The sequence below is a fragment of the Rhizobium centroccidentale genome (assembly GCF_030182565.1).
In the GTDB taxonomy this organism is placed as follows: domain Bacteria; phylum Pseudomonadota; class Alphaproteobacteria; order Rhizobiales; family Rhizobiaceae; genus Rhizobium.
Genome location: NZ_JAQJCG010000022.1, coordinates 1 through 14394, shown reverse-complemented (window position 1 = coordinate 14394; position 14394 = coordinate 1). Strand labels below are relative to the sequence as shown.

The 14394-nt window shown below is 61.1% G+C and carries 13 protein-coding genes; 8 read left to right on the top strand and 5 right to left on the bottom strand.

The genetic code is table 11. The features are described from left to right. Positions 1–74 precede the first annotated feature (74 nt). The 3 genes from PH562_RS24105 to mutY are packed head-to-tail and all read right to left on the bottom strand — an operon-like array spanning position 75 to position 2168. The gene (locus PH562_RS24105; RefSeq protein WP_113232079.1) at positions 75–440 is read right to left on the bottom strand and encodes a nuclear transport factor 2 family protein; all 366 of its coding nucleotides are present in this window, start codon (positions 438–440) and stop codon (positions 75–77) included. 4 nt (positions 441–444) lie between these two features. Further along, positions 445–1059: an HAD family hydrolase gene (locus tag PH562_RS24100; protein WP_285176195.1), complete on the bottom strand. Its 615-nt coding sequence runs from the start codon at positions 1057–1059 to the stop codon at positions 445–447. Continuing rightward, entirely contained in the window at positions 1056–2168 is a 1113-nt protein-coding gene (gene mutY / locus PH562_RS24095; protein WP_285176193.1) for an A/G-specific adenine glycosylase, read from the bottom strand. Before mutY ends, PH562_RS24100 begins: the two co-directional genes overlap by 4 nt. 98 nt (positions 2169–2266) lie before the next feature. On the opposite strand from mutY, the gene PH562_RS24090 reads away from it, so the two are divergent. From PH562_RS24090 to ppdK, 7 genes are all read left to right on the top strand, one after another. After that, positions 2267–2761, top strand: a complete 495-nt coding sequence (locus PH562_RS24090; protein WP_285176192.1) for a DUF721 domain-containing protein — start codon at positions 2267–2269, stop codon at positions 2759–2761. 70 nt (positions 2762–2831) lie between these two features. Further along, positions 2832–3107, top strand: coding sequence for a type II toxin-antitoxin system ParD family antitoxin (locus tag PH562_RS24085; RefSeq protein WP_113232099.1), 276 nt, complete (start codon positions 2832–2834; stop codon positions 3105–3107). Beyond that, positions 3097–3402: a type II toxin-antitoxin system RelE/ParE family toxin gene (locus PH562_RS24080; protein ID WP_285176190.1), complete on the top strand. Its 306-nt coding sequence runs from the start codon at positions 3097–3099 to the stop codon at positions 3400–3402. Before PH562_RS24085 ends, PH562_RS24080 begins: the two co-directional genes overlap by 11 nt. A 161-nt stretch (positions 3403–3563) precedes the next feature. After that, positions 3564–4253 carry a DsbA family protein gene (locus tag PH562_RS24075; RefSeq protein WP_069613791.1) on the top strand — a complete coding sequence of 230 codons (690 nt, stop codon included), beginning with the start codon at positions 3564–3566 and terminating at the stop codon, positions 4251–4253. A gap of 144 nt (positions 4254–4397) precedes the next feature. Further along, positions 4398–7859, top strand: a complete 3462-nt coding sequence (smc, locus tag PH562_RS24070; protein WP_285176188.1) for a chromosome segregation protein SMC — start codon at positions 4398–4400, stop codon at positions 7857–7859. A gap of 139 nt (positions 7860–7998) precedes the next feature. Continuing rightward, positions 7999–9333 (top strand): hemolysin family protein, encoded by a 1335-nt coding sequence (locus PH562_RS24065; protein WP_285176186.1) that lies wholly within the window; start codon positions 7999–8001, stop codon positions 9331–9333. Between the two features lie 159 nt (positions 9334–9492). Then, on the top strand, positions 9493–12159 hold the full coding sequence (ppdK, locus tag PH562_RS24060) for a pyruvate, phosphate dikinase (protein ID WP_285176185.1): 2667 nt from the start codon (positions 9493–9495) through the stop codon (positions 12157–12159). 11 nt (positions 12160–12170) lie between these two features. Here the strand turns inward: ppdK and PH562_RS24055 are convergent, their stop codons facing one another. Next, positions 12171–12446, bottom strand: a complete 276-nt coding sequence (locus PH562_RS24055; protein ID WP_113232086.1) for a hypothetical protein — start codon at positions 12444–12446, stop codon at positions 12171–12173. A 91-nt stretch (positions 12447–12537) separates the two neighbouring features. Then, on the bottom strand, positions 12538–12954 hold the full coding sequence (locus tag PH562_RS24050) for a hypothetical protein (RefSeq protein WP_113232100.1): 417 nt from the start codon (positions 12952–12954) through the stop codon (positions 12538–12540). Positions 12955–13299: 345 nt separating this feature from the next. Between PH562_RS24050 and PH562_RS24045 the strand changes: the two genes are divergently transcribed. Beyond that, positions 13300–14232, top strand: a complete 933-nt coding sequence (locus PH562_RS24045) for a DUF1499 domain-containing protein (protein WP_113232087.1) — start codon at positions 13300–13302, stop codon at positions 14230–14232. Positions 14233–14394 lie beyond the last annotated feature (162 nt).

Genomic DNA, 14394 nt, shown 5'->3' with positions numbered 1-14394 from the left:
GAAGAAGGTGAAATGCGCAGGGCCTTGCCGGACGATCTATCCGGCAAGGCCCTGCGCGTCTTTAGTTTCAGATTTTAGAAGTCCTGATAATCCGTGACGTCGACGCGCACGACGCGGCCATTCTCATCGAAGGTGATCGTTTCCTCTCCTTCGCGGATCAGCGGCTTGCCCGTCTTGCTGTTGGTGGCGCGGACCGACCAAACGGCGCGGCCTGACAGGGGCGTCAGCGTTTCCACGAGAGAATTCGATGCCGTCTGATCAGGATAGGTATCGAAATAGCCGCGGAAGGCTTCCATGATCGCCGCGCGGCCGGCAAGGCTGCCGACGCCGTTCGAAACATAGGTGGCATCCTCGGCGAAGAAGTTCTCGATCGCCTCATAGTCGAGGCGATTGATTGCATCATGGAACAGATCGATGCGCTCTGCAGGGTCGAAGATCATCGGCTCAAACCTTTATGCCATAGGCGGCGAGATCGCTGCGCAGCTTCTCGGCGCCGGTGAAGTGAACTGCATGCCAGCCGGCAGCGCGCGCGCCTTCGACATTCGGATAGGAATCATCGATGAAGATCGTCGAGGCCGGATCGAGATCGAAGCTCTTGGCGTGGGTATCATAAATCGCCACATCCGGCTTGATCAGGCCTATATCGCCGGAAACTGTCACGCCGCGCGGCTTCTTGAGAAAGGGATAGCGCTCCTGCGCTTCGCGAAAGGTGTCCGAGGCGAAATTGGTCAGCATGGTGACGTCGCGGCCTTCCGCGATGAGCTGTTCCAGAATGGCGACGCTGTCGTCATAGGCATGCGGAACCATCTCGTGCCAATATTGGCGGAAGGCACGGATCTGTTCCTCGCGCTCCGGATGGTCGGCGATCAGCAGCGCCTCGGCATCGCTCCATGTGCGGCCGCGATCCTGCTCGATGTTCCAGTCGCTGGTGCACACATTGGTGAAAAACCATTCGCGCTCGGCATCGTCGGGAATGATGCGGCTATAGGGGAGGCTGGGATCGTAATGCAGCAGAACCTTGCCGATATCGAAAACGATATGCCGTATTTCCGTCGTCATGAATGAATTCCTGATTTTTGCTCTAAAGGCATTTTTGCGAACGCGTTGGGAATAGCCTGCGTGATCGCTTTTTTCATGACTGTCGGGAGTGCCTGCTCTTCAAGATTTGTAACCGGCGCCCACCATCCGTCATGGTTGTCCGCGTATGAGACGGACCTCGCGCGCCAGATCGACAGCCGCAGTTCGAAATGGGTGAAGACATGTATCACCATGCCCGCCGACTGCCAATCGGCTGGAAAGGGGGCGGCCTCAATTCCGGTCTCGCCATCGATGCGTGCCGTCCAGCCGGTCGTTGGAACCTCGGTCATGCCGCCGAGCAGCCCGCTTTCAATGCGACGGCGCAGGAAGATTTCCCCCTCGTCATTGACGGCGACGAAGGCCGCACCCTGGCGCACCGGCTTCTCCTTCTTGGCTGCCTTGACCGGGAAACGTTCGGGATCATGCCCGGCCAGCGCCTGACAGGCGCCGTTGAAGGGACAGAGCGAGCAGACCGGACGCTTCGGCGTGCAGATCGTCGCACCGAGATCCATCATCGCCTGGGCGAAATCGCCTGGTCGGTCCGCCGGCGTCAGCAGCGCTACCTTCTGCTTCATCAGCGGCTTGGCGCCGGGCAGCGGCGCCGAAATCGCATAGAGGCGGGAAATGACGCGCTCGACATTGCCGTCCATCACGGCCGCCTGGCGATTGAAGGCGATGGCGGCGACGGCGGCAGATGTATAATCGCCGATGCCGGGAAGCGCCCGCAGCCCTTCCTCGGTGTCTGGAAAGCGGCCGCCATGATCGGCTGCAACCGCTTCGGCGCATTTCTTCAGGTTGCGGGCGCGAGCGTAGTAGCCGAGCCCCGCCCACGCCGCCATGACGTCTTCATTCGCAGCGGCGGCGAGATCATCGACCGTGGGCCAGCGCTCCAGGAACTTCGCGAAATAGGATTTGACCGCCGGCACGGTTGTCTGCTGCAACATCACTTCCGACAGCCAGATGCGATAGGGGTCGGGCTTGACGCCGCGCGCGGCCATCGGCGGCGAGACCCGCCAGGGCAGGTCGCGGTGATGTCGGTCGTACCAGGCAAGCAGGCGTGCGGCCGTGGGGGATTCTAAAGTCGTGGTCATGATTTGCCGCGTTGAGGGGAAGTGCTCTATACTTGGCCAAGCTGCGTCGGACGATCAAGGTCCGCGATGCACAAAGCATGCACCGGAAGCCGATTGAGATGAGTTATCCCCGAAAAGGCGAAAAGCAGATATCCGAGCTGACCAACGGCATCGTCGATCCGGTGCTGGCAAAGCGCGCCGGCATCAACACGACGCTGCTTGGCTGCTGGGACGAAATCGCCGGTGAGGACTTTGCCGATTGCACGCGGCCGGAGAAGATCGCCTGGGCAAAGCGAACCAGCCCCGGCATGGATGACCGTTATCAGCCCGGCGTGCTGACGATCGCCTGCGAGGGGGCCCGCGCACTCTTCCTGACCCATGCGCAAGGCGAACTCATCCAGCGCATCAACAGCTTCTTCGGTTTCTATGCCGTCAATCAGATCCGCATCGTGCAGAAGCCGGTCTCGGTCGCCTCCAAACGCTCCCGCACGCCGCCGCCCTTGAAGGGCGAGGCGGCGCGCAAGCTGGCTGACATGATGGACGGTATCGAGGATGAGAAGATCAGGGCCGCCGTGCAGCGTCTTGGCACGGCCATGGCCTGGAAGCGGCGATAGGAAATAATCCAGGCTTGCTTTTCTGTTGATTACACTGTCATACTCGGGCGAGATTTACGAGGAGCTGGATATGCGAAGCAGCAAGCCGATCACGGTTACACTGGGTAACCAGCAGCGTGGTGTGGATGCCCGATTGGAATCCGGAGCATACGACTCAGCCAGTGAGGTTCTGCGCGCTGCTTTGAGGGCATTGGACCGTGAAGAAGAAGTCATCAATCAAATAATGCGTGCAAAGATCCAGGAAGCTCTTGATGATCCGCGACCTAGCAAAGATGCGGACGAAGTTTTTGATAAAGTTGAAAGAATTCATGCCGAACGAATGAAAGCCGCGGGTCGTGACATATAAGGTCTCTTTCAGCGCTCTTGCCGAAGAAGACGTTATTGGCATCTATGAGTTCATTGCGAAAGACAGTGCGGGCCGCGCATTGTCGTTTATCCGAAGGCTTCGAGAGCAGTGCGAAACACTTAAAACAATGGCCACCCGAGGACCCCAACGCGAGAGTTTAGGTCCGGGTGTTCGCATTATGGTGTTTGAGCGGCGGGTTACCGCCGCTCATCATATAAAGAACGAGGAGGTCGTTATTCTACGTCTCTTTTATGCCGGTCAAAATATCCCATCGACCTTGCTCGATGAACACTGAATTTGAATACATCCGCACGGATTCCGACAACAATTTTAGCTTTTTGTCTTTGCCAGGTCACAATTCTTTGAAGAAAGTTGGCCAACCGTGCCTTGTTAGCGGCAAGCTGCCGTTATATCGCATGAAACATTCGAAGACCTCTTTCAACGACGGGTGACTCTATGCCGATGTCCGACATGCTCTTGACCAAACGCCATCTGCTGGGCGGCTCTGCCGTTGCAGCCCTCTCCGTGGCGTTCTCTGCCGTTGCCGGCACCGCATCCGCCGCAACTGCAGAAGACGAAGTGCCGCCGTCTGACGGCAATGTCGACATGAACGAAGTGCTGAAGCCCGGTCCGCTGCCGGAGATCGCGCTCGGCAAGGAAGATGCGCCTGTCAAGATCGTCGAATACATGTCGCTGACCTGCCCGCACTGCGCGCATTTTGCCGTTACGACTTTCGACACGATCAAGCAGAAATACGTCGATACCGGCAAGGTTCGCTTCATCATCCGCGAATTCCCGTTCGATCCGCGCGCTGCCGCAGCCTTCATGCTGGCCCGCTGCGCTCCGCAGGAACAGTACATGCCGATGGTCGAAATGCTGTTCAAGCAGCAGATCGCCTGGGCCTCTCCGGATGTCGACGGCCGCGCCGCACTGCTCCAGATGTCGAAACTCGCTGGTTTTACTGAGGATAGCTTCACGAAATGCTTGACGAACCAGAAGCTTCTGGATGATGTCAATTCCGTACGGGAACGCGCAGCCAAGGATTTCGGCGTCAATGCCACGCCGACCTTCCTGATCAATGGCAAGCGCTATGCAGGGGACATGTCTGTTGCTGCCATGTCGAAGCTTATCGACAGCCTGCTCTGATCCGCGCCTTTTTCGATTACAGGCGGGCGGTCGAGGTCGCGCGCCTGTGAGTGCCTCTTTTAAATTCGAGTTTGGAGCGATCACGCTCCCGATGCCGGCATCGTGGACGGCCTTCTCCTCGCAGGGGAGAAGAGGGCACCGCCTATGAAGTTCAACAGACTGAGACTTGTCGGCTTCAAATCCTTCGTCGAACCGGCGGAATTCGTCATCGAGCGCGGCTTGACCGGCGTCGTCGGCCCGAACGGCTGCGGCAAGTCCAATCTTGTCGAAGCGCTGCGCTGGGTCATGGGCGAGAACTCCTACAAGAACATGCGCGCCTCCGGCATGGACGACGTGATCTTTTCCGGATCCGGCAACCGCCCGGCCCGCAACACCGCCGAAGTCGGCCTCTACCTCGACAATAGCGACCGCACCGCGCCCGCCGCTTTCAACGACAGCGACGAAATCCAGGTGACGCGCCGTATCGAGCGCGAACAGGGCTCGGTCTATCGTATCAACGGCAAGGAAGCGCGTGCCAAGGATGTGCAGCTGCTGTTTGCCGATGCCTCCACCGGCGCGCGTTCACCTTCCATGGTCGGGCAGGGGCGTATCGGTGAGCTGATCCAGGCAAAGCCCCAGGCGAGGCGGCAGCTTTTGGAAGAGGCGGCGGGCATTTCCGGCCTGCATTCGCGCCGGCATGAAGCCGAGCTGCGCCTGCGCGCCGCGGAAAGCAATCTCGAGCGACTGGATGACGTGACATCGCAGCTCGAAAGCCAGATCGAAAGCCTGAAGCGCCAGGCGCGGCAGGCCAACCGTTTCAAGACGCTCTCGGCCGAGATTCGGGCCCGTGAGGCCATGCTGCTGCATATCCGCTGGGTGCAGGCCAAGGAAGCCGAGGCCGAGGCCGATAGCGCGCTCAACCAGGCAACCGTGCTTGTCGCCGAAAAGGCGCAGATCCAGATGGAGGCGGCAAAGGCGCAGGGCATCGCCAGCTTCAAGCTGCCGGAGCTGCGCGAGGATGAGGCAAAGGCCGCCGCTGCCCTGCAGCGTCTGCAGATCGCTCGCTCTCAGCTGGAGGAGGATGTCAACCGCATCCTGCGCCGCCGGGACGAATTGATCCGTCGCCTGGCGCAATTGGCAGAGGATATCAGCCGCGAGCAGCGACTTGTCGCCGACAATGCCACTATTCTGACAAAGCTCGACGACGAAGAAGCCGATCTCGCCGATATTCTTGCCGATTCCGGCAGGCTCGCCGAGGAAACGCGCTTAGCCTTCGAAGAGGCGGCCACAAAGCTCGCCGACAGCGAGCGGATTTTTACTGTTCTGACCGCAGAACGGGCCGAAGCCGCTGCCGCCCGCAACCAGCTGGAGCGCGCCATCCGTGATCTGGCCGATCGCAAGATGCGGCTGGAACGTCAGGCCGATGAAGCGAACCGCGAGCTTGCCGCTATCGACGAAAAGATGGCCGATCTGCCGGACCCGAGCGAAAAGCGTGACATGGTCGAGGCGGCGGAAAACGTCGTCGCGGATGCGGAAGGCGAGATCCAGCGCGTCGAAGCCGTTCTTGCCAAGGCGCGCGAAACCGAGGCGCTGTCGCGTGGCCCGGTGGAGCAGGCGCGGGCGCGTCTGAATGCGCTGGAAACCGAGGCGCGGACCATTTCCAAGATGTTGGCGGCGGGCGATACGTCCGGTGCCTTTTCGCCTGTTGCCGAAGAGCTGCGTGTCGACCGTGGCTTCGAAACGGCGCTTGGCGCAGCACTTGGCGATGATCTGGAATCCTCGCTCAATTCCGAGGCACCCGTCTATTGGTCGGACAATGGCAGCGGTGCCAACGATCCGGCCTTGCCGGAAGGTGCCGCGCCGCTGATTACCCATGTCGGCGCGCCGGCGGCACTGACGCGCCGTCTGCGCCAGATCGGCATTGTCTCGGTGGAAGATGCGCTGCGGCTCATGCCCGAGCTGAAGCCGGGACAGCGGCTGGTGACCAGGGATGGCGCCGTGTTCCGCTGGGACGGTCACGTCACCGGCGCAGATGCGCCGAGTGCGGCTGCCTTGCGGCTCGCCCAGAAGAATCGCCTTTCCGAGCTGGAGGCCGAAGCCGAGCTCGCCCGCGATGTGCTTGTCGAGGCCGAAGAGCGCCTTTCGGCCGCCGCCGATGCGATCCGGGGTGAAGAGGGCCGTTTGGCGACCGCCCGCGACGCCAGCCGCCTTGCCGCCCGGCATCTGGCCGAGGCGCGCGAAGCGCTTGCCGCCGCGGAACGTGCTTCGGGCGACCTCATCCGCCGTCGCGACGTGATCGTCGAGGCCGTCAGCCGCCTGCAGGAGCAGTTGGAAGATGTGGCCATGCAGGATGAAAATGCCCGCATCGAGCTGGAGGATGCGCCGAACCTCGACGCCATCGACCTGAAACTGCGTGACCAGCAGGCCGAAGTTGCGACGGATCGCGGCGTTCTGGCCGAAGCCCGCGCCCGCCATGAGGGTCTGAATCGCGAAAACGAGGCCCGGCAACGTCGTATCCTTGCGATCCGCCAGGAGCGCGACACCTGGCGCCAGCGTGCGGCCAGCGCCGACGAGCACATTCAGACGCTGCGCGACCGTGAAGAGGAAGCGCGCGAGGAGGCGGCCGAACTCGATTTGGCACCCGATGAGTTCGACGACAAGCGTCGCGCCTTGATGAACGAGTTGCAGAAGGCCGAGGATGGCCGCCGCCAGGCCGCCGATCGCCTTGCCGAAGCCGAAGGCATCCAGCGCGAAGCCGATCGCCATGCGGCGACGGCACTCTCCGAGCTTGCCGAAAGCCGGGAAAAGCGCGGCCGTGTCGAGGAGCGGCTGGTCTCGGCGCGTGAGCGTCGGCAGGAAAGCGAATTGCGCATACGCCAGTCCCTGAATGTCGAGCCGCATGAAGCCATGCGCCTGACCGGCCTTTCAGCATCGCAAAACATGCCTGACCTCCGCGAGGTCGAGCGCGAGCTGGAGCGCCTGAAGATCGAACGCGAGCGCCTCGGTGCCGTCAACCTGCGCGCCGAGGAGGAGAGCAAGGAGCTAACGGAGCGGCTGCAGGCGCTGATCAAGGAGCGCGATGACGTCATCGACGCCATCCGGAAGCTGCGCGGCGCGATCCAGAGCCTCAACCGCGAGGGCCGCGAACGTCTGATCGTCGCCTTCGACATCGTCAATGCGCAGTTCCAGCGGCTGTTCACTCATCTTTTCGGCGGCGGCACGGCCGAACTGCAGCTCATCGAGTCGGACGACCCGCTGGAGGCAGGTCTCGAAATTCTCGCCCGTCCGCCAGGCAAGAAGCCGCAGACCATGACGCTGCTTTCCGGCGGCGAGCAGGCGCTGACGGCCATGGCACTGATCTTCGCGGTGTTCCTCACCAATCCCGCGCCGATCTGCGTTCTGGACGAAGTGGATGCGCCGCTCGACGACCACAATGTCGAGCGCTACTGCAACCTCATGGACGAGATGGCGGCCTCCACGGAGACACGCTTCGTGGTCATCACCCACAATCCCATCACCATGGCCCGCATGGATCGCCTCTTCGGCGTCACCATGGCGGAGCAGGGCGTCTCGCAACTCGTCTCCGTCGATCTGCAGACCGCCGAACGGCTGCGCGAAATCGCTTGAGTGCCGTTCCACGCCTGGATTGAGAAAACTGTTCCCGTTTCGACAAGAAATTGTTGCGTCGGCTGCCGCGCATCATGAAAGCGTGCTAGTTTTGTTTTTCGATCAACAACATGGGCGCTGATCCGCCCGGAAGGGACGTATGTCTGACTCGACTGGCGGTATTTTCGATGTTCTCGGAATACTTGCCGTATTGCTCCTCGTCGCTGCCAACGGCTTTTTCGTTGCGGCCGAGTTCTCCCTGGTTTCCGTTCGCCGCAGCCGTGTGACGGAGCTCGTTGCCGAAGGGCGCATGAACGCCAAGGCGCTGCAGAAGGCGGTCGATAATCTCGACGCCAACCTGGCGGCCACGCAGCTCGGCATCACGATTTCTTCGCTCGCCCTTGGTTGGGTCGGCGAACCGGCCCTTGCTCATCTGCTGGAGCCGCTGCTCGATTTTCTCCCCGGAACATGGGCCGCGGCCGGATCGCACGCGATCGCCGTCGCCATTTCCTTCATCATCATCACCGCGCTTCATATCGTGCTTGGCGAGCTTGCGCCGAAGAGCCTGGCATTGCAGCGCAGCGAAGGCACCGCGCTCGGCGTCGTGCGCCCGCTCGGACTGTTTCTTTTCCTGCTGCGTCCGGCCATCACCGTGCTCAACGGTCTCGGCAATCTCGTGCTCCGCCTTTTCGGTCTGCGCCCTGGTGCCGGCGAGGGTTCGTTGCATTCGCCAGCCGAGATCAAGCTCCTGATCGCTGAAAGCCAGGAGGCCGGCCTGTTGGAACAGGCGCAGCAGGATCTGGTCGAGCGCGTCTTCAATATCGGCGACCGCGATGTCTCTGACATCATGACGCCGCGGCTCGAGGTCGAATGGATCGATGCCGACGATCCGCCGGAGGAAGTGCAGAAGACCATTCGCGAAAGCCGTTTCGAGCAGCTTCTCGTCGGACGCGGCTCTATCGACGAGCCGATCGGCATGATCCTGAAGAAGGATCTGCTCGACCAGCTTCTGAACGGCGAACCTCTGAACCCGATGGCCGTCATCCGCCAGCCGCTGGTCGTTCACGAATCCACGGCCGTGTTCAAGGTGCTGGAAAACTTCAAGCGCGCGCCGGTCCGCCTCGCCATGGTCATCGACGAATATGGCAGTCTGGAAGGCATCGTCACCCAGACGGATCTGCTGGAAGCGATCGCCGGCGATCTGCCCGATATGGACAACGACACGCCCGATGTCGTCGAGCGCGCCGACGGATCGCTGCTGATGGAAGGCATGATGCCCGTCTATGATGCCTTCGCGCGCCTGGGCCTGCGCTTCAGCGAGGAAGAGGTCAATTTCCATACGCTCGCGGGCTTTGCCCTCTACCAGCTCGGCCATCTGCCCGAGGTGGGCGAAAGCTTCTCCTTCGGCGAATGGCATTTTGAGATTGTCGATCTCGACGGCATGCGCATCGACAAGATTCTGGCCCAGCGCGAGCCGCAGGGCTACCCTCATTAGTTGCTATGGATGCTCCGGAAGCTCCCGATTTCGATCAATCGATTGAAATCGGGAGCATTCAGGTCATATTTATTGTGCAGTGCAACATTTTGCCGTATTTGTCGATTTTCATTTGTGCTGCAGTGAATTAAGTTCAACCGGAGGAGTTGGACGGAGACGATGACGAATTGGGTCTACACATTCGGCGACGGCAAGGCCGAGGGGGGCGCCGGCGATTTTGAACGGCTCGGCGGTAAGGGCGCTAATCTTGCGGAAATGTGCAATCTCGGCCTGCCGGTTCCGCCGGGCCTGACGATCGTCAGCGAAGTCTGCACCTTCTATTACAAGAACGGGCGCAAAATCCCTGAAGAGCTGAAGCCGCAGGTCATGCGAGGTCTCCAGCGGATGGAGGCCGTCACCGGACGCAAGTTCGGCGATACAGAACGACCGCTACTGGTATCCGTGCGTTCCGGCGGCCGCGCCTCGATGCCGGGCATGATGGATACCGTCCTCAATCTCGGCCTCAACGACGCTACGGTGCAGGCACTTGGCCACGATGCCGGCGACGCACGGTTTGCCTGGGACAGCTACCGCCGCTTCATCCAGATGTATGCCGATGTCGTCATGGGTCTCGACAACGAAGTCTTCGAAGAGATCCTCGAGGATGAAAAGGCGCGGTTCGGCCATGAGTTCGATACCGATCTCACCGCCGTCGAATGGCAGCACGTCGTCTCGATCTACAAGAGCGTCATCGAGGAAGAATTGGGCGAAGCTTTCCCGCAGGAGCCGGAGGTTCAGCTCTGGGGCGCCGTCGGTGCCGTTTTTGCCAGCTGGATGAACGCCCGCGCCGTCACCTATCGCCAATTGCACAATATTCCCGAGGCGTGGGGAACCGCCGTCAACATTCAGGCGATGGTGTTCGGCAATCTCGGCAATTCGTCCGCGACAGGCGTTGCCTTTACACGCAATCCATCGACTGGGGAAAAAGAGCTTTACGGCGAATTCCTCGTCAATGCGCAGGGGGAGGATGTCGTTGCCGGCATCCGCACGCCGCAAAGCATTACCGAAATCGCCCGCATCGCCTCCGGCTACGATAAGCCGTCGATGGAAAAGCTGATGCCTGAAGCCTTTGCCGAGTTCCGCAGCATCTGCGCACAGCTGGAAGCGCATTACCGCGACGTGCAGGATCTGGAGTTCACCATCGAGCGCGGCAAGCTTTGGATGCTGCAGACCCGCAATGCCAAGCGAACCACCAAGGCGGCGATGAAGATCGCCGTCGACATGGTCGACGAGGGGCTGATTACCGAACACGAAGCTGTTTCCCGCATCGATCCGACGTCGCTGGACCAGCTTTTGCATCCGACGATAGACCCGCGCGTCCGGCGCGAGGTGATCGGTTCCGGCCTGCCCGCATCGCCGGGTGCTGCGACGGGCGAAATCGTCTTCACCGCCGAAGAGGCGATCATTGCCGAAGAAGAGGGCCGCAAAGCCATTCTCGTGCGCATCGAAACGAGCCCGGAAGACATTCACGGCATGCATGCCGCCGAGGCGATCCTGACCACCCGCGGCGGCATGACCAGCCATGCGGCCGTCGTTGCCCGCGGCATGGGCATTCCCTGCGTCGTCGGCGCCGGAACCATGCGCATCGACATGCGCAATGAAAAGCTGATCGGCATTGGCGTCATCTTGAAGAGGGGCGATATCGTCACGATCGACGGCTCTACCGGCCAGGTCCTCAAGGGCGAAGTGCCGATGATCCAGCCGGAATTGTCAGGCGATTTCGGGCGTATCATGGCCTGGGCGGACCGTTCGCGCCGCATGACTGTGCGCACCAATGCCGACACGCCTGCCGACGCCCGTGCGGCTCGTTCCTTCGGCGCCGAAGGTATCGGCCTTTGCCGTACAGAGCATATGTTCTTCGAGGGCGATCGCATCCATGTGATGCGAGAGATGATCCTTGCGGAGGATGAAGCGGGCCGCCGAGCAGCCCTTGCCAAGCTCATGCCGATGCAGCGGCTCGATTTCACCGGCTTGTTCACCATCATGCACGGTTTGCCGGTGACGATCCGCCTGCTCGATCCGCCGCTGCACGAATTCCTGCCGAAGACGGATGAGGAAATCGCCGAAGTGGCCGGGATCATGGGCATGGAGCCCTCCGCGCTGCGCCAGCGGGTGGATGCACTGCACGAGTTCAATCCCATGCTTGGCCATCGCGGCTGCCGCCTGGCGATTTCCTATCCGGAGATCGTCGAAATGCAGGCCCGCGCGATCTTCGAGGCGGCGGTCCTTGCCGCACGCGAGACAGGGGCGGCGGTCGTGCCCGAAATCATGGTGCCGCTCGTTGGCTTGCGCTCGGAGCTGGATTACGTCAAGGCTCGCATCGACGAGGTGGCGCGTGCCGTCATGACTGAGGCGAAGATGAAGATCGACTATCTCGTCGGCACGATGATCGAACTGCCGCGCGCGGCCTTGCGGGCTCATATCATCGCCGAAGCGGCCGAATTCTTCTCTTTCGGCACGAACGACCTGACGCAGACGACATTCGGCATGTCGCGCGATGACGCTGCCGCCTTCATCCCGACATATCAGCGCAAGGGCATCATCGAGCACGATCCTTTCATCTCGCTCGATTTCGATGGGGTCGGCGAGCTCATCCGCATCGCGTCGGAGCGTGGCCGCCGCACGCGCAACGACATGAAGCTCGGTATCTGCGGTGAGCATGGCGGCGATCCCGCCTCGATCCATTTCTGCGAGGATATCGGGCTGGACTACGTGTCCTGTTCCCCCTTCCGCGTGCCGATCGCGCGGTTAGCCGCAGCCCAGGCGGCAATCAAAGGGCGAGCCTGATTTTCTTGAGGTCAGCGGCGCCAGTAGCCACGGTGATATCCCGGGCCGCCGACCACGATTGTCGGACCCCAGAAGAAATCATCGTTGCTTTCCATGAAAGCCCGCTGGTCCGCCCGCCGGCTAAGATCCTGATTCATCAGGCAATTAGCGAAGTTTTGGGTGCCTGGCCTGAAGCCGTAGCCACTGCATCTCGCCTCGTCAGCCGCGCGTATTTCCTCGGCAGTCTGGCAGGAGGAGAGCGCAAGCGTGATGGTGAGGAGGGAAAGGATGGAGGCGGCGATACGCATGACTTTGTGTCCTGGATGCTGATGTGCAGGCACGAACTATAGTGCCGCGCGGCATGGCGCGAAAGGCGTATTGCACCGTAGGCCGGATAGCTTACGCTGCTTCCTTGGGCTTTGCCGGCAGCCTTTGCAAGAGATCGACGAAGGCATCGGCGAAACGTAACAGGTGTTCGGTCTCTTCGTCCGGCTGCAGCAAACGGATTTCCGCGCCATCCTCGTCCAGCGCGGCAAAGAGCGTGCGCATCGTCGCATCGCTTTCGGGAATCCGGATGACGGCCAGCCTCCGGCAATCGGAGATCAGTCCTGCTGCGGGGAGATCGAAGAGGAAATCGCCGTGCACCGCCGAGGCGGCGTGCCGCACGGCCTCGCAAAAGCCCGGTTCCCCGCCGGAAAAACCTTCGAGCGAAAGCTCCAGCTCCAGGAGTTCCAACGGCAGAATCGGGTCGCTCGTATCGGCTCCGGCAATTGCCGCGCCCGGCAGTGCCTTGGCAGCGACGTCTTGAGAAAGCATCGGTTCCATCTCATCAAGTCCTTTCGAAGCCTCGATAAAACGCTAAAGAATGGCCTTTTTTAGGAATTTAAGCAAGCGCTCACGTTTTTGGTCTAAAGCATGGCGCGCAAAAGTGCGTAGCGGTTTTGCGATAACGTCATGCGAAGAAACGAGGGCCTAAAGCGCGAGGAGCGAATCTCAGAGATCGCGACGCGCTTTAGGCGTTACTGGTTTCAGCCTCGAGAGAACATTGCGTGTTGGTGCCGTGACATTCGATTTATTTTCGCCGTTTCTTGATCTAAACATAGGTCGTATTTTGGGATTCGGTGCGTCCGGCTTCCGATCCGACGCGCCGACGAGCCCTTGATGACCATTCGCTTCGACCGTCCCGTTTCACATGCCGCCCGCGCCGCGCGTCTGATTGCTTCGTTTGCCTTGGTGCTCTGCGGGGTGACCCTGATCGGCCATCGCTTCGCGCCGCTGGAAACGCCTTACTTCGTTCTGCTGCTCCTGATTTCCGCCGGCTGTGCCATTCTGGCGGTGCTGCTTGCGCTGGTCGGCCTTGCTCAGCTTTGGCAGAGTGCCGCCATCGGCGGCGTCTCCGCCGTCAAGGCTCTCATCTATGCCGCCCTGCCGCTTGCCATTTTCGGCTTCGGTGCCGAGCGCTACTGGACCCGGCCGCATATCTACGAGATTTCGACCGATCTCAACGATCCGCCGGAATGGCTGGCAACACCGGATGCGCGGCAGCTGTGGCTGCCGCCGCGCCATCTGGTGACGCAGCAGGAACGCGAGGCGCAGTTCGATGCCTATCCCGCTTTGATCAGCCGCCGCTACGAGGGCGCTGCCGACCGTGTTCTGGAGGCGGTGCGCAAGGTCGCGCATGATTATCACATCACCATCGTCAAGGCCGAAGGCGCCGATGTGGCCGATCCGAATGGCAATGTGAGGCCGAAGCGGCGTGGACGCCCGCAGACCGTCAATCCAGCCCAGGATGACAGCGCAGCCGGAGATGTGCCCGCCATCGTTCCCGTGCCGACGCCACGTCCCTTCCGTGATGGAGTGGCGGAACTCATCCGCCAGAATACCGATGTCATCCTGCAGGGCGACGTGCGAACCCGCATTTTTGGCCTGCCGTGCGACATACTGATCCGTATTCGCGAGGAGGCGGAAACGACGCTCGTCGATATCCGTGTTGCCTCCCGCTATGGCCAGGATGATCTCGGCGTCAGCGCTGATCTGGCCGATGGTTACCTGAAGGCGCTGGATGCCGAACTGCTCGGCATCGCTGGAAGCTGAGTTTCCCAATCTCTCCTTCTCCCCGAGGCAGGGGTATCGCATATGAACTGAAATCGCAGCTGACCCCTTCTCCCCAGCGGGGAGAAGGTGCCGTCAGGCGGATGAGGGGGTGCCCGCCAAGACTACGAAAATCCATGAATTCAAATCGATAGCCCCCTCATC